Annotated in this window: 13 protein-coding genes; 7 read left to right on the top strand and 6 right to left on the bottom strand. The window is 68.6% G+C overall.

The window, feature by feature from the left end:
• Positions 1 to 71 precede the first annotated feature (71 nt).
• From J4O73_RS00650 to J4O73_RS00640, 3 genes are all read left to right on the top strand, one after another.
• The gene (locus J4O73_RS00650; protein WP_426213996.1) at positions 72 to 917 is read left to right on the top strand and encodes an extensin family protein; all 846 of its coding nucleotides are present in this window, start codon (positions 72 to 74) and stop codon (positions 915 to 917) included.
• Positions 918 to 998: 81 nt separating this feature from the next.
• Complete coding sequence (locus J4O73_RS00645) at positions 999 to 2,108, top strand: L,D-transpeptidase family protein (RefSeq protein WP_426213995.1); 1,110 nt, start codon at positions 999 to 1,001, stop codon at positions 2,106 to 2,108.
• 290 nt (positions 2,109 to 2,398) lie between these two features.
• Positions 2,399 to 2,788: a response regulator gene (locus tag J4O73_RS00640; protein WP_378969238.1), complete on the top strand. Its 390-nt coding sequence runs from the start codon at positions 2,399 to 2,401 to the stop codon at positions 2,786 to 2,788.
• A 49-nt stretch (positions 2,789 to 2,837) separates the two neighbouring features.
• Here J4O73_RS00640 and J4O73_RS00635 read toward each other — a convergent pair whose 3' ends face one another.
• Entirely contained in the window at positions 2,838 to 3,221 is a 384-nt protein-coding gene (locus J4O73_RS00635; RefSeq protein WP_426213994.1) for a YraN family protein, read from the bottom strand.
• Positions 3,218 to 4,153, bottom strand: coding sequence for a 16S rRNA (cytidine(1402)-2'-O)-methyltransferase (rsmI, locus tag J4O73_RS00630; protein WP_426214836.1), 936 nt, complete (start codon positions 4,151 to 4,153; stop codon positions 3,218 to 3,220). Before rsmI ends, J4O73_RS00635 begins: the two co-directional genes overlap by 4 nt.
• A gap of 139 nt (positions 4,154 to 4,292) precedes the next feature.
• On the opposite strand from rsmI, the gene J4O73_RS00625 reads away from it, so the two are divergent.
• Positions 4,293 to 5,534: a penicillin-binding protein activator gene (locus J4O73_RS00625; protein ID WP_426213993.1), complete on the top strand. Its 1,242-nt coding sequence runs from the start codon at positions 4,293 to 4,295 to the stop codon at positions 5,532 to 5,534.
• Between the two features lie 137 nt (positions 5,535 to 5,671).
• Here the strand turns inward: J4O73_RS00625 and J4O73_RS00620 are convergent, their stop codons facing one another.
• The 3 genes from J4O73_RS00620 to J4O73_RS00610 form a co-directional block, all read right to left on the bottom strand.
• Positions 5,672 to 7,180: an undecaprenyl-phosphate glucose phosphotransferase gene (locus tag J4O73_RS00620; protein ID WP_426213992.1), complete on the bottom strand. Its 1,509-nt coding sequence runs from the start codon at positions 7,178 to 7,180 to the stop codon at positions 5,672 to 5,674.
• A gap of 112 nt (positions 7,181 to 7,292) precedes the next feature.
• Positions 7,293 to 7,976, bottom strand: a complete 684-nt coding sequence (trhA, locus tag J4O73_RS00615; protein ID WP_426213991.1) for a PAQR family membrane homeostasis protein TrhA — start codon at positions 7,974 to 7,976, stop codon at positions 7,293 to 7,295.
• 154 nt (positions 7,977 to 8,130) lie between these two features.
• On the bottom strand, positions 8,131 to 9,231 hold the full coding sequence (locus J4O73_RS00610) for a COX15/CtaA family protein (protein ID WP_426213990.1): 1,101 nt from the start codon (positions 9,229 to 9,231) through the stop codon (positions 8,131 to 8,133).
• A 154-nt stretch (positions 9,232 to 9,385) separates the two neighbouring features.
• Between J4O73_RS00610 and J4O73_RS00605 the strand changes: the two genes are divergently transcribed.
• From J4O73_RS00605 to J4O73_RS00595, 3 genes are all read left to right on the top strand, one after another.
• Complete coding sequence (locus tag J4O73_RS00605; RefSeq protein WP_426213989.1) at positions 9,386 to 9,589, top strand: DUF2842 domain-containing protein; 204 nt, start codon at positions 9,386 to 9,388, stop codon at positions 9,587 to 9,589.
• A 108-nt stretch (positions 9,590 to 9,697) separates the two neighbouring features.
• Positions 9,698 to 10,039, top strand: coding sequence for a hypothetical protein (locus J4O73_RS00600; RefSeq protein WP_426213988.1), 342 nt, complete (start codon positions 9,698 to 9,700; stop codon positions 10,037 to 10,039).
• 127 nt (positions 10,040 to 10,166) lie between these two features.
• Positions 10,167 to 11,375, top strand: coding sequence for a GNAT family N-acetyltransferase (locus J4O73_RS00595; RefSeq protein WP_426213987.1), 1,209 nt, complete (start codon positions 10,167 to 10,169; stop codon positions 11,373 to 11,375).
• Between the two features lie 8 nt (positions 11,376 to 11,383).
• On the opposite strand, the gene J4O73_RS00590 is transcribed toward J4O73_RS00595, so the two are convergent.
• Positions 11,384 to 13,693 (bottom strand): GumC family protein, encoded by a 2,310-nt coding sequence (locus tag J4O73_RS00590; protein ID WP_426213986.1) that lies wholly within the window; start codon positions 13,691 to 13,693, stop codon positions 11,384 to 11,386.
• Positions 13,694 to 13,717 lie beyond the last annotated feature (24 nt).

Genomic DNA, 13,717 nt, shown 5'->3' with positions numbered 1-13,717 from the left:
GCGGCAACCGCGCCGGGCGATCCGAACGCCACCTCGGCCGTTATGGCTCAGGTGGGGAGGGACAGAGGGGCATGACGAGGCATCTTGCGAGCGCGGCCGGAGGCTGCGCCCTGTGGCTCATGCTTGGCTCTGCGCAGGCCGCGCCGCTCGCTCCCGAGGCGGTGCCGAGCCCGCCCGAGCGCCCGGCCGAACTGACGCCGCCGCCCCCGGCGGAGCCCGTCCCGGTTCCGCCGCCGCGCCCGCCCGAATTGACGCCCGCGCCGCCTGCCACCGTCAGCGTGCCGGAGACGCCCTCTCTGCCGGTTCCGCCTCCGATTCCGCCGAGTCGCCCGGCCGACCTGTCCGGCGAGGCCGCACTCGACCTGAAGGTCGCGGCGCCCGACGACGAGGCGTGTCGCCTCCGCCTCAAGCGCCTCGGCGCAAGCTTCGAACCGTTGCCCGCCATTTCCGAGGGCCAATGCACTGCGCCGCTGCCGCTGAAGGTCACTGCCTTGGCCGACGGTATCGCCCTGCGGCCCGCTGCGACGCTGACCTGCCGCGCAGCCGAAGGGTTGGCACGCTGGGCGAGCGAGGTGCAGGTCGCGGCGCAGCGAAGCTTCGGCAAGCCGGTGGCCGCCTTGGATCTCGGCGGCACCTACGTCTGCCGGGGCCAGAACCACGATGTCGATGCCAAGCTCAGCGAGCACGCCTTTGCCGATGCGATCGATGTGATGGCCTTCACCGTCACCGGGCGCCCCCAAGTGATCGTGCGGGAGTCGGTGAGTGATTCCGCCGAGGCGGATTTCCTAAAGGTGACGCGGGCCAAGGCCTGTACCTTCTTCCGCACCGTCCTCGGGCCCGGGTCCAGTGCCACCCACGCCAACCATTTCCACTTCGACGAGCGGGAGCGGACAGCCGGCCATCGCCTCTGCGAATAGGTGCGACAGATCGGCCCGGAACGGGCGCGAGCTTTTAGCGCTTGAGGGCGTCGGAGCCGTCCGCTCCGGGAGCGACCGACGATGACGCGTGCCTGGCTGACGATGCCCGTCCTCCTGGCGGGCTTGGCCCTGCCGGGATGGGCCGCCGCCGCGCCGGGCAAGGAGCCGGGCAAGGACAAGGCAGCGTCGGCCTTGACCGAGGATGCCGTCAATGCCGCGACCTTCGCCGAGGGCGCGAAAAAGGCGGAGACCAAGGACGAGGGCAAGACGGCCAAGAAGGGTAAGCAGGCCAAGACGGCCGAGCCCCCGATCGAGCCCATCACCGTGCGGGCGCAGGTTCTCCTCGACCGCGCGCGCTTCTCGCCCGGCGCCATCGACGGACGGGAGGGCGACAATTACCACCGGGCCATCGCGGCTTTCGCTGCGGAACGGAAGCTTCCGGCCGCCGACCACCTGACCAAGGACGTCTGGGACGCGCTGCAGACGGGCGATTCAGCCCCTGCCGTCAAAAGCTACACGATCACCGAGGACGACGCGAAGGGTCCGTTCGAGCGGCGCATTCCACCGAAGATGGAGGAGCAGGCCGAACTCGACGCGATGGGCTACACCAATGCCCGCGAGATGCTGGCCGAACGCTTCCACATGAGCCGCGACCTTCTCAGCGCCCTGAATCCCGGCAAGTCGTTCGATGAGCCCGGCACGACGATCCTCGTCGCGGGGGTCGAGCCCATGGGCACGGACAAGCCGAAGGCCAAGGACCTGCCGCAGGATCCGAAGGTCGAGCGCATCGCCGTCGATAAGACGAACCGCGACGTGCGTGCCTTCGGGGCGGACGGGGCGCTCATCGCCTATTATCCCGCTTCCATCGGCAGCAGCGAGAAGCCCGCGCCGAGCGGCGAGACCACGGTGAAGGGCGTCGCCTTCGATCCGGTCTATACCTACAACCCGAAATACGCGTTCAAGGGTGTGAAGACGAAGCGCGCCTTCTCCATCCGCCCCGGCCCGAACAATCCCGTCGGCCTCGTTTGGATCGACCTCGCCATCCCGAGCTACGGCATCCACGGCACGCCCGAGCCCGAGCGGGTGAGCAAGACGGAGTCCCATGGCTGCATCCGTCTGACCAACTGGTCTGCGCGTGATCTGGCGAAGCATGTCGCACGTGGCGCCAAGGTTGCGTTCACGGACAACTGACGCGTGGTATACCTATACCAGACGTGTCATCGAGAAGGGCCGTCGCGGGATTTCGCAGGCACTTCATGTAAGTTGCATTCAAGACGCATCTTGCCGAAAATGTATCGGAGCTTAACATAGGGTGGAGGGCTGAGCCCGGGCGTGGCGTGCTGTCGCTTGACACGTCAGCCCGGACGGGCGACCCACCCATTGGTCCTGCAAGGTGTGCTACGGCAAGTCGCGCACCGGAGGGCCGATGTTATCGCACGGAAGCGGCCCCGGCGGGGCCGGCGAAGGGAAGACGGCCCGGCGTGAGTGCTGACCTCAACGACGAACTGCTCAACGGCGTCCGTGTTCTCGTAGTCGAGGACGAAGCCGCGATCTCGATGCTGCTCGAGGATATGCTGCTCGACTTCGGCTGCACGGTCGTGGGACCTGCTGCGCGCCTGTCGACAGCTCTCGAAATGGCGGCACAGGAGACGTTCGACGTCGCCATCCTCGACGTGAACGTGGCGGGCGAGCCGATCTATCCGGTGGCCGAGGCCATCGTCGCGCGGGACCGGCCGCTGGTCTTCTCCACCGGTTACGGTGGTGCGGGCATCCGCGAGCCCTTCCGCGACCGGCCGGTGGTCCAGAAGCCGTTCAGCCAAGCCGATCTCAAGCGCACCCTCATCGGGGCCATGCGCAGCGTCAAAGGCTGAGGCGCTTCCGGGATGGAGGGTGCAGGGCGCTACTCGAGGTAGCGTCTCCTCAAAGGCCCTCGATCATGAAGGCGGCCGGGCAATGCTCCGGCCAGAGCCCTCGGCCGACGAAGACCGCATCCGCTCTCAGTGTCAGCTCCGCCGCGAAGGGATGGCGGGCCACCCAGGCCCGCACGGCCTTCGAGAAGCGCCGCCGCTTGGCCGCGCCGATCGCCTCGCGGGCATCATCCAGCCGCGCCCGCGCCTTCACTTCCACGAAGACCAGCGTGCCGCCCCGGCGGACGATCAGATCGATCTCCCCGCCCGCGAGGGAGACACGCCGGGCCAGCGGCCAGTAGCCGCGCAGCATCAAGGCCAGCAGCGCCAGCCATTCGGCCCGGTGACCGCGCCGATGGGCGGCCTGTCGCTCCGGACTCGGGGCTGCCGCTCTCACGCCTCCGCCTCGCGCGACAGCGCCAGGGCGCGAGCATAGACCTGTCGGCGCGGCTGGCCAGTCTCCTCCGCTACGAGGGTCGCCGCATCCTTGATCGAATGCCGGGCAAGGGCGGTGCGCAGGGCGGCGTCGAGAGCGGCATCGTCTTCCGGTCCCGCCGCCTGCGCCGAGGCCGGGCCGATCACCACCACGATCTCGCCCTTGGGCGGACCCTCCGAGGCGAAGCGTTCCGCGAGGCTGCCCAGGCTATCGCGCCGCACGGTCTCGTAGAGCTTCGTAAGTTCGCGGGTCACGGCGGCGGCCCGGTCGGCGCCGAGAACCGCAGCGGCATCGGCCAGCATCTCGATGAGCCGGTGCGGGGATTCGAACAGGACCAGCGTGCCCGGCATCTGCGCCAGCGCCTCCAGCCGGTTGCGCCGGGCGCCCGCCTTCTGCGGCAGGAAGCCCTCGAAGAAGAAACGGTCCGTGGGAAGGCCCGCCGCGACGAGGGCGGTGGTCACCGCCGAGGGGCCGGGCACCGGCACGATGGTGATCCCCGCCTCGATCGCGGCCTGCACCAGCTTGTAGCCTGGGTCCGAGACGAGGGGTGTGCCCGCATCCGACACGAGGGCCAGGGCTTCCCCGGCCGTGAGCCGCGTCACCATCCGCTCACGCACGGCATCGGTCGAGTGCTCGTGGTACGCGACGAGCGGTGTGGTGATTCCGTAATGGGCAAGGAGCGTGCGCGTCACACGGGTATCTTCGGCCAACACCGCATCGGCAGCGGCCAGCGTCGCCAGGGCGCGGATGGTCACGTCGCGCAGGTTGCCGATGGGCGTGGCCACCACGTGCAATCCGGGGGAGAGGGGCTCCGCCTCGCTCGCGAGGCCGAAGGCGGTGAAAGTGGCGCTGCGGGCCGAAGCCGGCCGCGCGGGATCGATTCGACGGTTCATCGCTGACGAGATTGCCACAGGGAGGCTCCGACGTCGCCGCCGGGAAGGTGGAGAATGGGGGGAAGAGGGGCAACCGGCATTTACAAGCCGTTGCAGGATCGACAGGCTTCCCCCGGAATCGTTGCAGGAAGGATCTCCGATGGCGCAGACGACACGCGCGCGGGGTGTCGTTCTCCCGGCCGTGCTCCTCGGCGCCACGGCCCTGGCCGGCTGTGTCGCCAGTGAGCGCACGGCTCGCAACCGGCCGCCGCCTCCCGTCGCGGCCGCGCCCGCCGAACCGGCCGCCGATCCGGGGGGGCTGCCTGCCGCCGCGGCCGAGCGCATCGGCCAGGGCCGTGTGAAGGTCGCCCTGGTCGTCCCGCTGACGGGGCAGGGGGCCTCGATCGGCGCGGCCCTCCGCAATGCGGCCCAACTCGCCTTCGATGAGGGGCAACAGCCGGATCTCACGATCCTCGTCGAGGATGATCGCGGCACTCCGGCCGGGGCGGCGGAGGCCACGGAGCGCGGCCTGAAGGCAGGCGCGGACCTCGTGCTCGGCCCGCTCTTCGCGGCCAATGTCCGCTCGGCCTCGGTGGCGGCCCGCGCGGCGGGCAAGCCGATCATCGCCTTCTCGACGGATGTCGGCGTCGCCTCGCGCGGGGTCTATCTCCTGAGCTTCCTGCCGCAGCCCGAGGTCGCGCGGATCGTCGAGGAAGAGATCGCCTCCGGCCGCCGCTCCTTCGCCGCGCTCATTCCGGAAACCGCCTACGGCAACGCGGTCGAGGCGCAGTTCCGTGAGGCGGTGGCGAACCGGGGGGCGCGGATCGCGGCGGTCGAGCGTTACCCCGCAGGCGCGCCCGACGCGGCGGTGAAGCGCCTCGCGGGCGTCATCACGGGACCCCGTGCCACGGCCGACGTGGTGTTCATTCCGGAGACGTCCGACGGGCTCACCGCCGTGGCGACAGCGTTGGGCGAGGCGAAGTTCTCGCCGGAGCGGGTCAGACCGGTCGGCACCGCGCCCTGGAACGAGCCGTCGCTGTTCGCCCTTCCGGCGCTTCAGGGCGGGCGCTTTGCGGCGCCGGACCGGAGTGGCTTCTCGAATTTCAGCGCGCGATATCAAGCCCGGTTCGGCGCCATCCCGCCGCGCGTCGCCTCGCTCGCCTACGATGCGGTGATGCTCTCGGCGACACTCGCCCGGCAGTTCGGCGCACAGCGCTTCGCCGAGCCGACCCTGACCAACCCGTCCGGTTTCGCGGGTATCGACGGGACGTTCCGGTTCGGCGCCGAGGGCACGAGCGACCGGGCACTCGCCGTCTACGAAATCCGCAACAACGCCGTAAGCGTGGTGAGCCCGGCGCCGAGGGTTCTGAGCAAGCCGGGCCTCACGGCGGCGCCTCAGTAGGCCTTTTCTTCAATCCTCGCGAACGATGGGAAGCAATCCAGGGGGGCACACCGTTTGGAGGCGTCCCGTTGCCCTGGATTGCTTCGCTGACGCTCGCAATGACGGAGGCGCGTGAGCCAAGTCGGTCGAAGACCGCTTCAGAACGCGTTCTCGGCCTTCAGCAGCGCGAAGGGCGTCATCGCGAGGATCTGGATGTCGAACAGCACGGACCAGTTCTCGATGTAATAGAGATCGTGCTCGACACGGCGCTGAAGCTTCTCCTCCGTGTCGGTCTGGCCGCGCCAGCCGTTGATCTGCGCCCAGCCGGTCATGCCCGGCTTCACCCGGTGCCGGGCGAAGTAACCGTCCACCACCTGATCGTAGAGCGTGTCCGCCGTCTTGGCGTGGAGCACGTGCGGGCGCGGGCCGACGAGGGAGAGATCGCCCTTCAGCACGTTGAGAAGCTGGGGCAGTTCGTCCATCGACGATTTGCGGATGAGACGGCCGAACGGCGTCACGCGGGGGTCGCCACGCGACACGGTGCGCTGTCCGGCGACATCGCACAGGTCGGTGTACATCGAGCGGAACTTATAGACCTCGATCACCTCGTTGTTGAAGCCGAGACGCTGCTGCTTGAACAGGATCGGCCCGCGCGAGGTGAGCTTCACCGTCAAGGCGATGGCCAGCATCACGGGGGAAAGCGCGACCAGCGCGAGGAAGGCGACGATGCGGTCGAAGGTTGCCTTCACCACCACGTCCCAATCGGCGATCGGCTTGTCGAACACGTCGAGCACCGGCACCGAGCCGAGATAGGAATAGCTCCGCGGCCGCAGACGCAGCTTGGTCGCATGAGCCGAGAGGCGGATATCGATCGGCAGCACCCAGAGCTTGGCGAGCATCTGGAGGATGCGTCCCTCGGCCGAGATCGGGATCGTGAAGACGATCAGGTCGAGGTGGTGATTGCGGGCGTAATTGACCAACTGATCGACGTTGCCGAGCTTCGGCACGCCCGCCACCGTGTCGGTCGAGCGGTCGTCGTTGCGATCATCGAACACGCCGACGATACTGATGCCGGATTCCGGTTGGGCGGAGAGCGCCTTGATCAGTTCCTCGCCCGCATCGCCACCGCCGACGATGGCGGCGCGACGGTCGAAGCGCCCGGCGCGGGCCTGGGTCTCGACATAGCGCGATACGGCGATCCGGCCGCCGAGCAGCAGGGCGAGGCCCCCGGCATAGTAGGTCGCGAGCCAGAGACGCGAGGTCTGGTCCGCGAGTTTGGCAAGAACCAGCAGGGCGGCCAGAACGAGAAAGGTCGTGGTCCAGGCCGCCGTCAGGCGGATCGCGGTCCGCACGAACTGGCGCAACGCCGGGAGCCGATAGGCCCCCGCCGCCTGGGCAAGGGCGATGGTCACGGCGGGCACGAGACAGATCGCGGCGGCATAGGTCGCCACCGATGCGATGCGGCCGTGAAGCATCACCGCGTAGAGAAGGACGCCGAAGCCGAATAGGGCAGCGCCTTCGAGGATGCGGACCGTCCCGCACAGGACCAGGGGCGACATCGCCCGTGGTCTTGCCGCCGGCCTCTTCAGCGCCGGCATGGCCGCCTCGGCATAGGCCGAGGAGGGGCCCACCGCATTCATGATGTCGCGGACGTCGAAAGCACTCATCGCGCCGTGTTCCAGCCCTAGGTGACTGATCGTGTCGCCCGAGACTCGCACGGTTGTTTCTCGGAATGCTTAAAGCCTTTGGTTGTATCTTTCGCGGTGGATAACGAATGGCTCAGGTGAGGGGCAGACCCTGCAGGCTCCACCAGATGGTGCCGTAATGGCAGGCCGTCGCCACGAGCACGAAGCCGTGCCAGATCGCGTTCTGGAAGGGCAGCGTCCGCCAGACGTGGAACACCACGCCGATGGAATAGAGCAGGCCGCCGATCGCGAGCAGGCAGAAGGCCGTCGGCTGGAGCGCGGCGATCACCGATTCATAGGCGAAGAGGCCACTCCAGCCGAGGATCAGATAGAGACCGATCGACAGGCGGTCGAACCGGCCCGGCAGAAATAGCTTCACGGCGATGCCGATCAGCGCCACGATCCAGATCACCGCCAGCAGAACGTAGGCGACCGGGCCGGAGCCGACGAGGGTCACCAGCGGCGTATAGGTGCCCGCGATCATCAGGTAGATGAGCGCATGGTCCGCACGGCGCAGAAGCCACTTACGCGGACCGACCGGATACATGTTGTAGGTTGCCGAGACCCCGAGCATCAGCACGAGGGCGCAGGCATAGATCGCGAGGGCAGCCTGTGCCCCCAGGGCGAGATGGGCACTCAATGCCGTGAGCATCAGAGCCGCGGCGCCTGTCACGCCGAGGGTAACCCCCAAGCCGTGGACGATGCCATCGGCCAGTATTTCGCGGGGCGTGTAATTCCACGTCAAGGAAAGTGGACGTCCGTCCTCGGCTAGAGACATCGCGGAGCCTCCTGCACAACGCGCAGGAGTGTAATCCTGAACCGATAAACCTGTTCCACCGTAAGACTGCGCAAATAGCGGTGGAACTGGGTTTATCGTGGATAAGCAGTATTTTGTGCTCTGCGGGAGAATTGTCGCAGGGCGAAAAGCTTGTTCAGACGCCGCGTGTGGCGAGCCCGGCATAAGTCCGCGATGGCGCCGCGCGCGTGGCCGCGCCGCTCCCGATACCCTGGCTCAGCCGCGCATGGAGGGTCGCGGCGGTGAGGACGACCATCGCTAGCACTTGATGGGCCAGCGCCGCCCAGAGCGGGACGGCGAGCAGCAGCGTCGCGATGCCGAGACCGGCCTGTGAGAGCACGAGCCCAGCGACCGCCAGGGCACGCCGCGCGGCCCCGGTGCCCCGCGCCGAGCTCACGGCGTCGGCGGCGTGCAGCAGCGCGAGCGCGAGGAGCAGGTAGGCGACGACCCTGTGGTCGAACTGCACGAGGAGGTGGTTGTCGACGAAATTCTCGATCCACGGCGTCACGGCGAACAGGTGCTCTGCGGCGGGGATCATCACGCCGTCCATGTCAGGCCACGTGTTGTAGACGAGCCCGGCATGAGAGCCCGCGACCAAGCCGCCGAGGAAGATCTGCGCCAGCACCAGCGGCGGCAGGAACAGGGCGGTGACGCGCAGGCGCGAAGGAGCGGGCGCCAGGGCGGAGGGCCGCTCGCCTGCCGCGAGCCAGACGAGCAAGGCGAGGATGAGGCTCGCCGTGGTGAGGTGGAGCGCGAGCTTCAGCGGGGCGACGGCGGTCATGCCCGGCTGGAGGCCGGAGGCGACCATGATCCAGCCGATGGCGCCCTGGAGGCCGCCGAGCAGACCCAGCGCCAGCAGGCCCCAGCCGAGGCGGCGGCGGATCATGCCCTTCCACCAGAAGACGATGAGCGGCAGGAAGAAGACGAGGCCGAGCAGGCGTCCGAGGAAGCGGTGGCCCCATTCCCAGCCGTAGAGCACCTTGAACGCCGAAAGGCCCATGCCCTGGTTGAGGATGTTGTATTGTGGCGTGTCGCGGTATTTCGCGAATTCGGCCGCCCAATCAGCGTCCGACAGGGGCGGGATGGCGCCGGTCACGGGCCGCCACTCGGTGATGGACAGGCCCGATCCGGTCAGCCGCGTCGCGCCGCCGACCGCGACCATGGCGATCACCAGGGCCGCAACCACGGCGAGCCAGAGGCGAACCGCGCCCGATGTCCGATCCGGAATTGCGCTCATCCATCCCTCCGCGCCGCCCGACGGGCCGGGGTTAAGGGATCGGCCGGGCAGGGGCAACGTGCAGGGCGACGCAGCCCGATGCGCGGCAACGCGCCGGTTGCCTCCGTGGCGTCAGGAGGTTAGCCCCTGCCCGGCGCAACGAGGGGAGAGGACGATGCCGCGACGCCTGCGCCTGCTGATCGGGACGGTGGGCATGCTCACCTTCGTCTGCCTCTATGCGCCCATCGCCATGGCGCTGGCCGACAGCCGCATCGCCGAGACCCCGCCCGCGATCCAGGCGGTGCTCTATTCCATTCTCGGCATCGGCTGGATTTTGCCGCTGATGCCCCTGATCAAGTGGATGGAACGGCCGGATTGACCGGTGCGAGGGCGCACACCCCCTCGTTTTCGCCGCACTCGCAGCCGAGACAGAGCTTGAGCGATTCGCACGTTGCGGTCGCGCTCCCCGCCCGTGAGTTCCGGCCGCATGCCCTACACGCGTTTCGTTGCGTCGATCCTGTGCCTCGTCCCGTTCGCCGCGCTGGCGCAGGGGACGCCCCGCAGCATCGGTGAGTGCGAGCGCCTGAAGAACGATCTGGCCTACAATCAGTGCTTGGCGATGTTCGGTCCCGCGGCCAAGAACGTCGCGGCGGGCTACGCCTCGGCCGATGCCGCCGCCGCGCCTGCCCTGCAGGAAGCCTCGCCCGCCGAGGCGCAGGCCGAGGCGGATGCCGCTCCCCGCCGGGGCCGCCGGTCCTATCGCAGCCGCCACGGGCGCCAATACGCCATGTTCTCCACCGGCGAATATCGCCGCCACCGCCGTCGCTGACGGACATCACAACCAAGCGTTACCCAAACCAAGTGATGACAGGCTGTGAGTGGTGCTCACAGGCCCTTTGGTAAACCCTCGCTTCAGGTGCGGCGCCTCAGATCGTGCGGCTTCGGCGGAGGGCATGATGGCGGCGATCGTACACGGGCGGATTGAGCGTGGCAGCGGACGCGAGGTCGCCGACGCCCTGCCGATCCTTTTCCCGATGCTGAGCGCCGAAATCCTTCCGAGCCTCGATGCGGCGGAAGCTCTATGGCACGGGCTGGAAGCGTCGCCCGATTGCCTCGCGACCCCTTATCAGCGCCACGCTTGGTGCTCGGCCTATCTGCGAGAGACCGGCGAACTGAACTCGGCCCGCGTCGCAATCCTGCGGGATCAATCGGGGCGGATCAGGATGCTGCTCCCCCTGGTGCTGCGGCGCAGGCACGGTCTCCTCCTGGCCTGCACGGTGGGGGATACCCACGCGAATTATCATCTGCCGGTCTTCACCCGCGATGCCGGCGCCATGCCTATCGAGGAGATCCGCGCGGCCCTTGCGGAAGCGGGCAAGAACGCGGGCATCGACGCCTTCTCCTTCGCGCATCAGCCGCGCATCTGGGAGGGCACGCTCAATCCCCTCGCGCGCGGCGGTGAGCCCGCGCAGAGCGATGCCTACGGCCTCGTGCTCGGTCCTGACCCGGATTCCACCATCAAGCGCGTCTTCAGCGCCGACGCTCGCAAGAAGCTGCGCTCCAAGGAGAAACGCTTGGTCGAGGCGTTCGGCGCCATCGATTTCTACCGGGCTGCCGATGGCGAGGAGGCCCGTGCGATTCTCTCCGCTTTCTACCGGCAGAAGGCGGCGCGCTTCGCCGCCATGGGAATTCCAGATCCCTACGCGCCGGACGCGATCAAGCGGTTCCTCGAACTGGCCGCCTCGGGCGAGAATCCGGCCATGGAGGTCCATGCCCTGCGGCTGGCGGAGGGCGGCCGTATCCTGGCGGTGTTCGGCGGGGCGGTGAACGCCACGCGATACAGCGGGATGATGACCTCGTTCGATGCCGATCCGGAGGTCGGGCGGTTCAGCCCCGGCGATCTGCTGCTCCACCATCTCGTTCGCGAACAGACGGCGAGGGGAAGGCTCAGTTTCGATCTCGGCGTGGGCGAGGCGCGCTACAAGGCGAGCATCTGCGATGAGACCATCGCACTGGTCGAGTCGATCTGGCCGGTGAGCCTGCGCGGCCACGCTCTCGCCCTGGCCAGCAAGGGCCTGAAACGCATGAAGCGGCGGGTGAAGGGCGATCCTCGCCTCTTCGCCGCCGCTTCGCGCGTCCGTCGTCTGCTGCGCCGGAAGGGCTGACCCCCGGTTCAGGCCGCCCGGCGGCGGAACTCGTAGACGTTGCTCGGTGCCTCGATCGTGACCGGCGCCTCGTCGGTCGGCCGGTCCTGGGCGATGAGCACCTGACCCGCGCCCGCCTGGGTGGCGGTGGCGTAGAGGTCGGCAAGCGCCTCATCGGCCGGGTCGGCATTCGACGCGATCACCACGGAGTCGGCCAGCGTCGCGACGAGGCCCAGGATCTCTGCGGCCTCGGCTTGCGGATGCAGGTGGCAGATCACCCAATCGTAGGCCTCGGCCATGGCTTCCAGGGTGAAGGCCAGGGCACGCGGCTCCTCGAATAGCACGTCGCTCGAGGCCATGCCGGCCGCCACGTGATGGGCGCCGCCGGGTCCCTCGGCCTGGATCGCCTCCACGAAGTCGGCGTCGCCGCAGACTACATCGGTGAAGCCGCACGGACCGGTCTCGTCCGCCTGCTTCGACAGGAGGTCGACCACCAGCACGCTGCCGGAACGGCCGAAGGCGGCAGCGAGGGCATCGGGGAGGGCGTCGGGGCCCGCTTCCTCGGTCTCCATCAGCACGACCATCCGGCCCTGAGGTGCTCCGGCGATGACCGGGCGATTGGACAGGCGCTCCAGAAGCGGCGCCAGATCGAAGGCGCTTTGAGCGACAGCGGACAAGGGCCCCCGAGGCGAGACCGGTTCGGTGGTGAGCGAGGTCGCTTCGGCCACCGTCGGCTCCCCCTGCGGGGTCGGCTCGCTCGCGGCCTCGGCCACCGGCCCGGCGGGCCCTTCCATCACCGGCTCGGCGACGGGCGTTTCCGCCGTCTCCTTGGCGGCATCGCGGTCGAGGCTTGCCTCCGGCAGCATGAACGGGTTCGCGGCCACCACCGGCTGGAAGGTCTCGCCCGCCTCCTGAGCGTGCGGCTCGATGCGCGCCTTGGCCAGAGCGGCCGTGCCATGTCCGATCCGGTGGCGCAGGCCACGGGCCAGAACACCGCCAAGGGACACGAGCAGGGCCAGCAGTGTTGCCAAGCCGATGATCGGCAGCTTCTGTGGGAAGGACGGAAGTGTCGGTGTGACCGCGCGGGACACGATGCGCGCATCGGCAGGCGCGGCGATCTCGGCTTCGCGAGCCGAGGTCTCGCGATAGCGGGTCTGGTAGGCTTCGAGCTGCTCGCGCTGGACCTTCGCGTCGCGTTCGAGAGCGCGAAGCTCGATCTCGCTGGTATTGCCCTTCACCACCACGTTCTGCTGGCCATCGACGGCGGCCTGAAGGCTCGTCACGCGGGCATCGGCGATCGTGGCATCGTTCTCCAGGATGCGGACGGCCCGCTCGGCGGCGCCCTTGATCTGCGCATCGAGATCGGCGAGCTGCGCCTTCAGATCCTTGATGCGCGGGTGGCCGGGAAGAAGCGAGCGCGACTCGAGCGCGAGCTGCGCCCGCACCGTGATCCGGGTCTCGATGGTGCGCCGGAGCATCTCGTTGTTGGCGACATCGGTGATCTCGTAGGCGCGGCCGTCCTTCAGCAGGTCCTTGATCGCGGCGACGCGACCGGCAATGTCGGCGCGCAGTACCCGGGCCTGGGTCAACTGGCTCGAGAGTTCGGACAATTGTTGCGCCGTCAACGGCTGGCCGGTCACGCCCGCCGAGCCGACGAGGCCATGCTTGGCGCGGAAGGCCTCGACCTTCGCCTCGGCCTCGGCCACCTTCCGGCGCAGGCTCTTGATGTTGCCGCCGAGCCAGCTGGACGCCTGCTTCGCCGTGTCCACCTTCTCGGCCTCCAGCGAGGCGAGATAGAGCTGGGCCGCCGTATTGGCGGCCTCGGCAGCGAGCGCAGCATCCTTGGACCTGAACGCGATGGCGACCGTCCGGGACTGGTCGGCTTGGGCGACGTCCAAATGGTCGAAGTAGGATTCGATCGCCCGGTCTTCGGCGGTCCGATCGAAGGGGTTTCCACCGATGCCGAGCAGCATCAAGGCCTGACGGACGGGGCCGACCTCACCGGCGGTCGCGTCAAATTCGGGGTTCCCGACGAGCTTGAGGCGCCTGACCGCTTCGCGGGCGATGTCGCGGGACATCAGAGCCTGCATCTGGCCCGCCACCGCCGGCCCGTCCAAGATTTCGCCAGTCCCCGAACGGTTCTCGAAGGCCAACTTCGTCTCGCCGGTATAGGTGGGCGGCACGACGGAGACGAAGATCCCGGCGCCGATCGCGGCGGCGGCGGTCGGGATGACGATCCAACTGACGGAGTTGCGCAGAACCTGGGCTACCGAGACGCCCTCGGGACGCGGGGCCGCCGGGAATGCGGGAGCGGCATTGCGCATTCTGATCCGGGACATAAGCAGCTCTTCAACGCGGAGTTG

The sequence above is a fragment of the Methylobacterium sp. NFXW15 genome (assembly GCF_049887755.1).
Classification (GTDB): domain Bacteria; phylum Pseudomonadota; class Alphaproteobacteria; order Rhizobiales; family Beijerinckiaceae; genus Methylobacterium.
The sequence above is the reverse complement of the archived record's forward strand: the minus strand, read 5'-3'. Positions and strand labels throughout refer to the sequence as shown.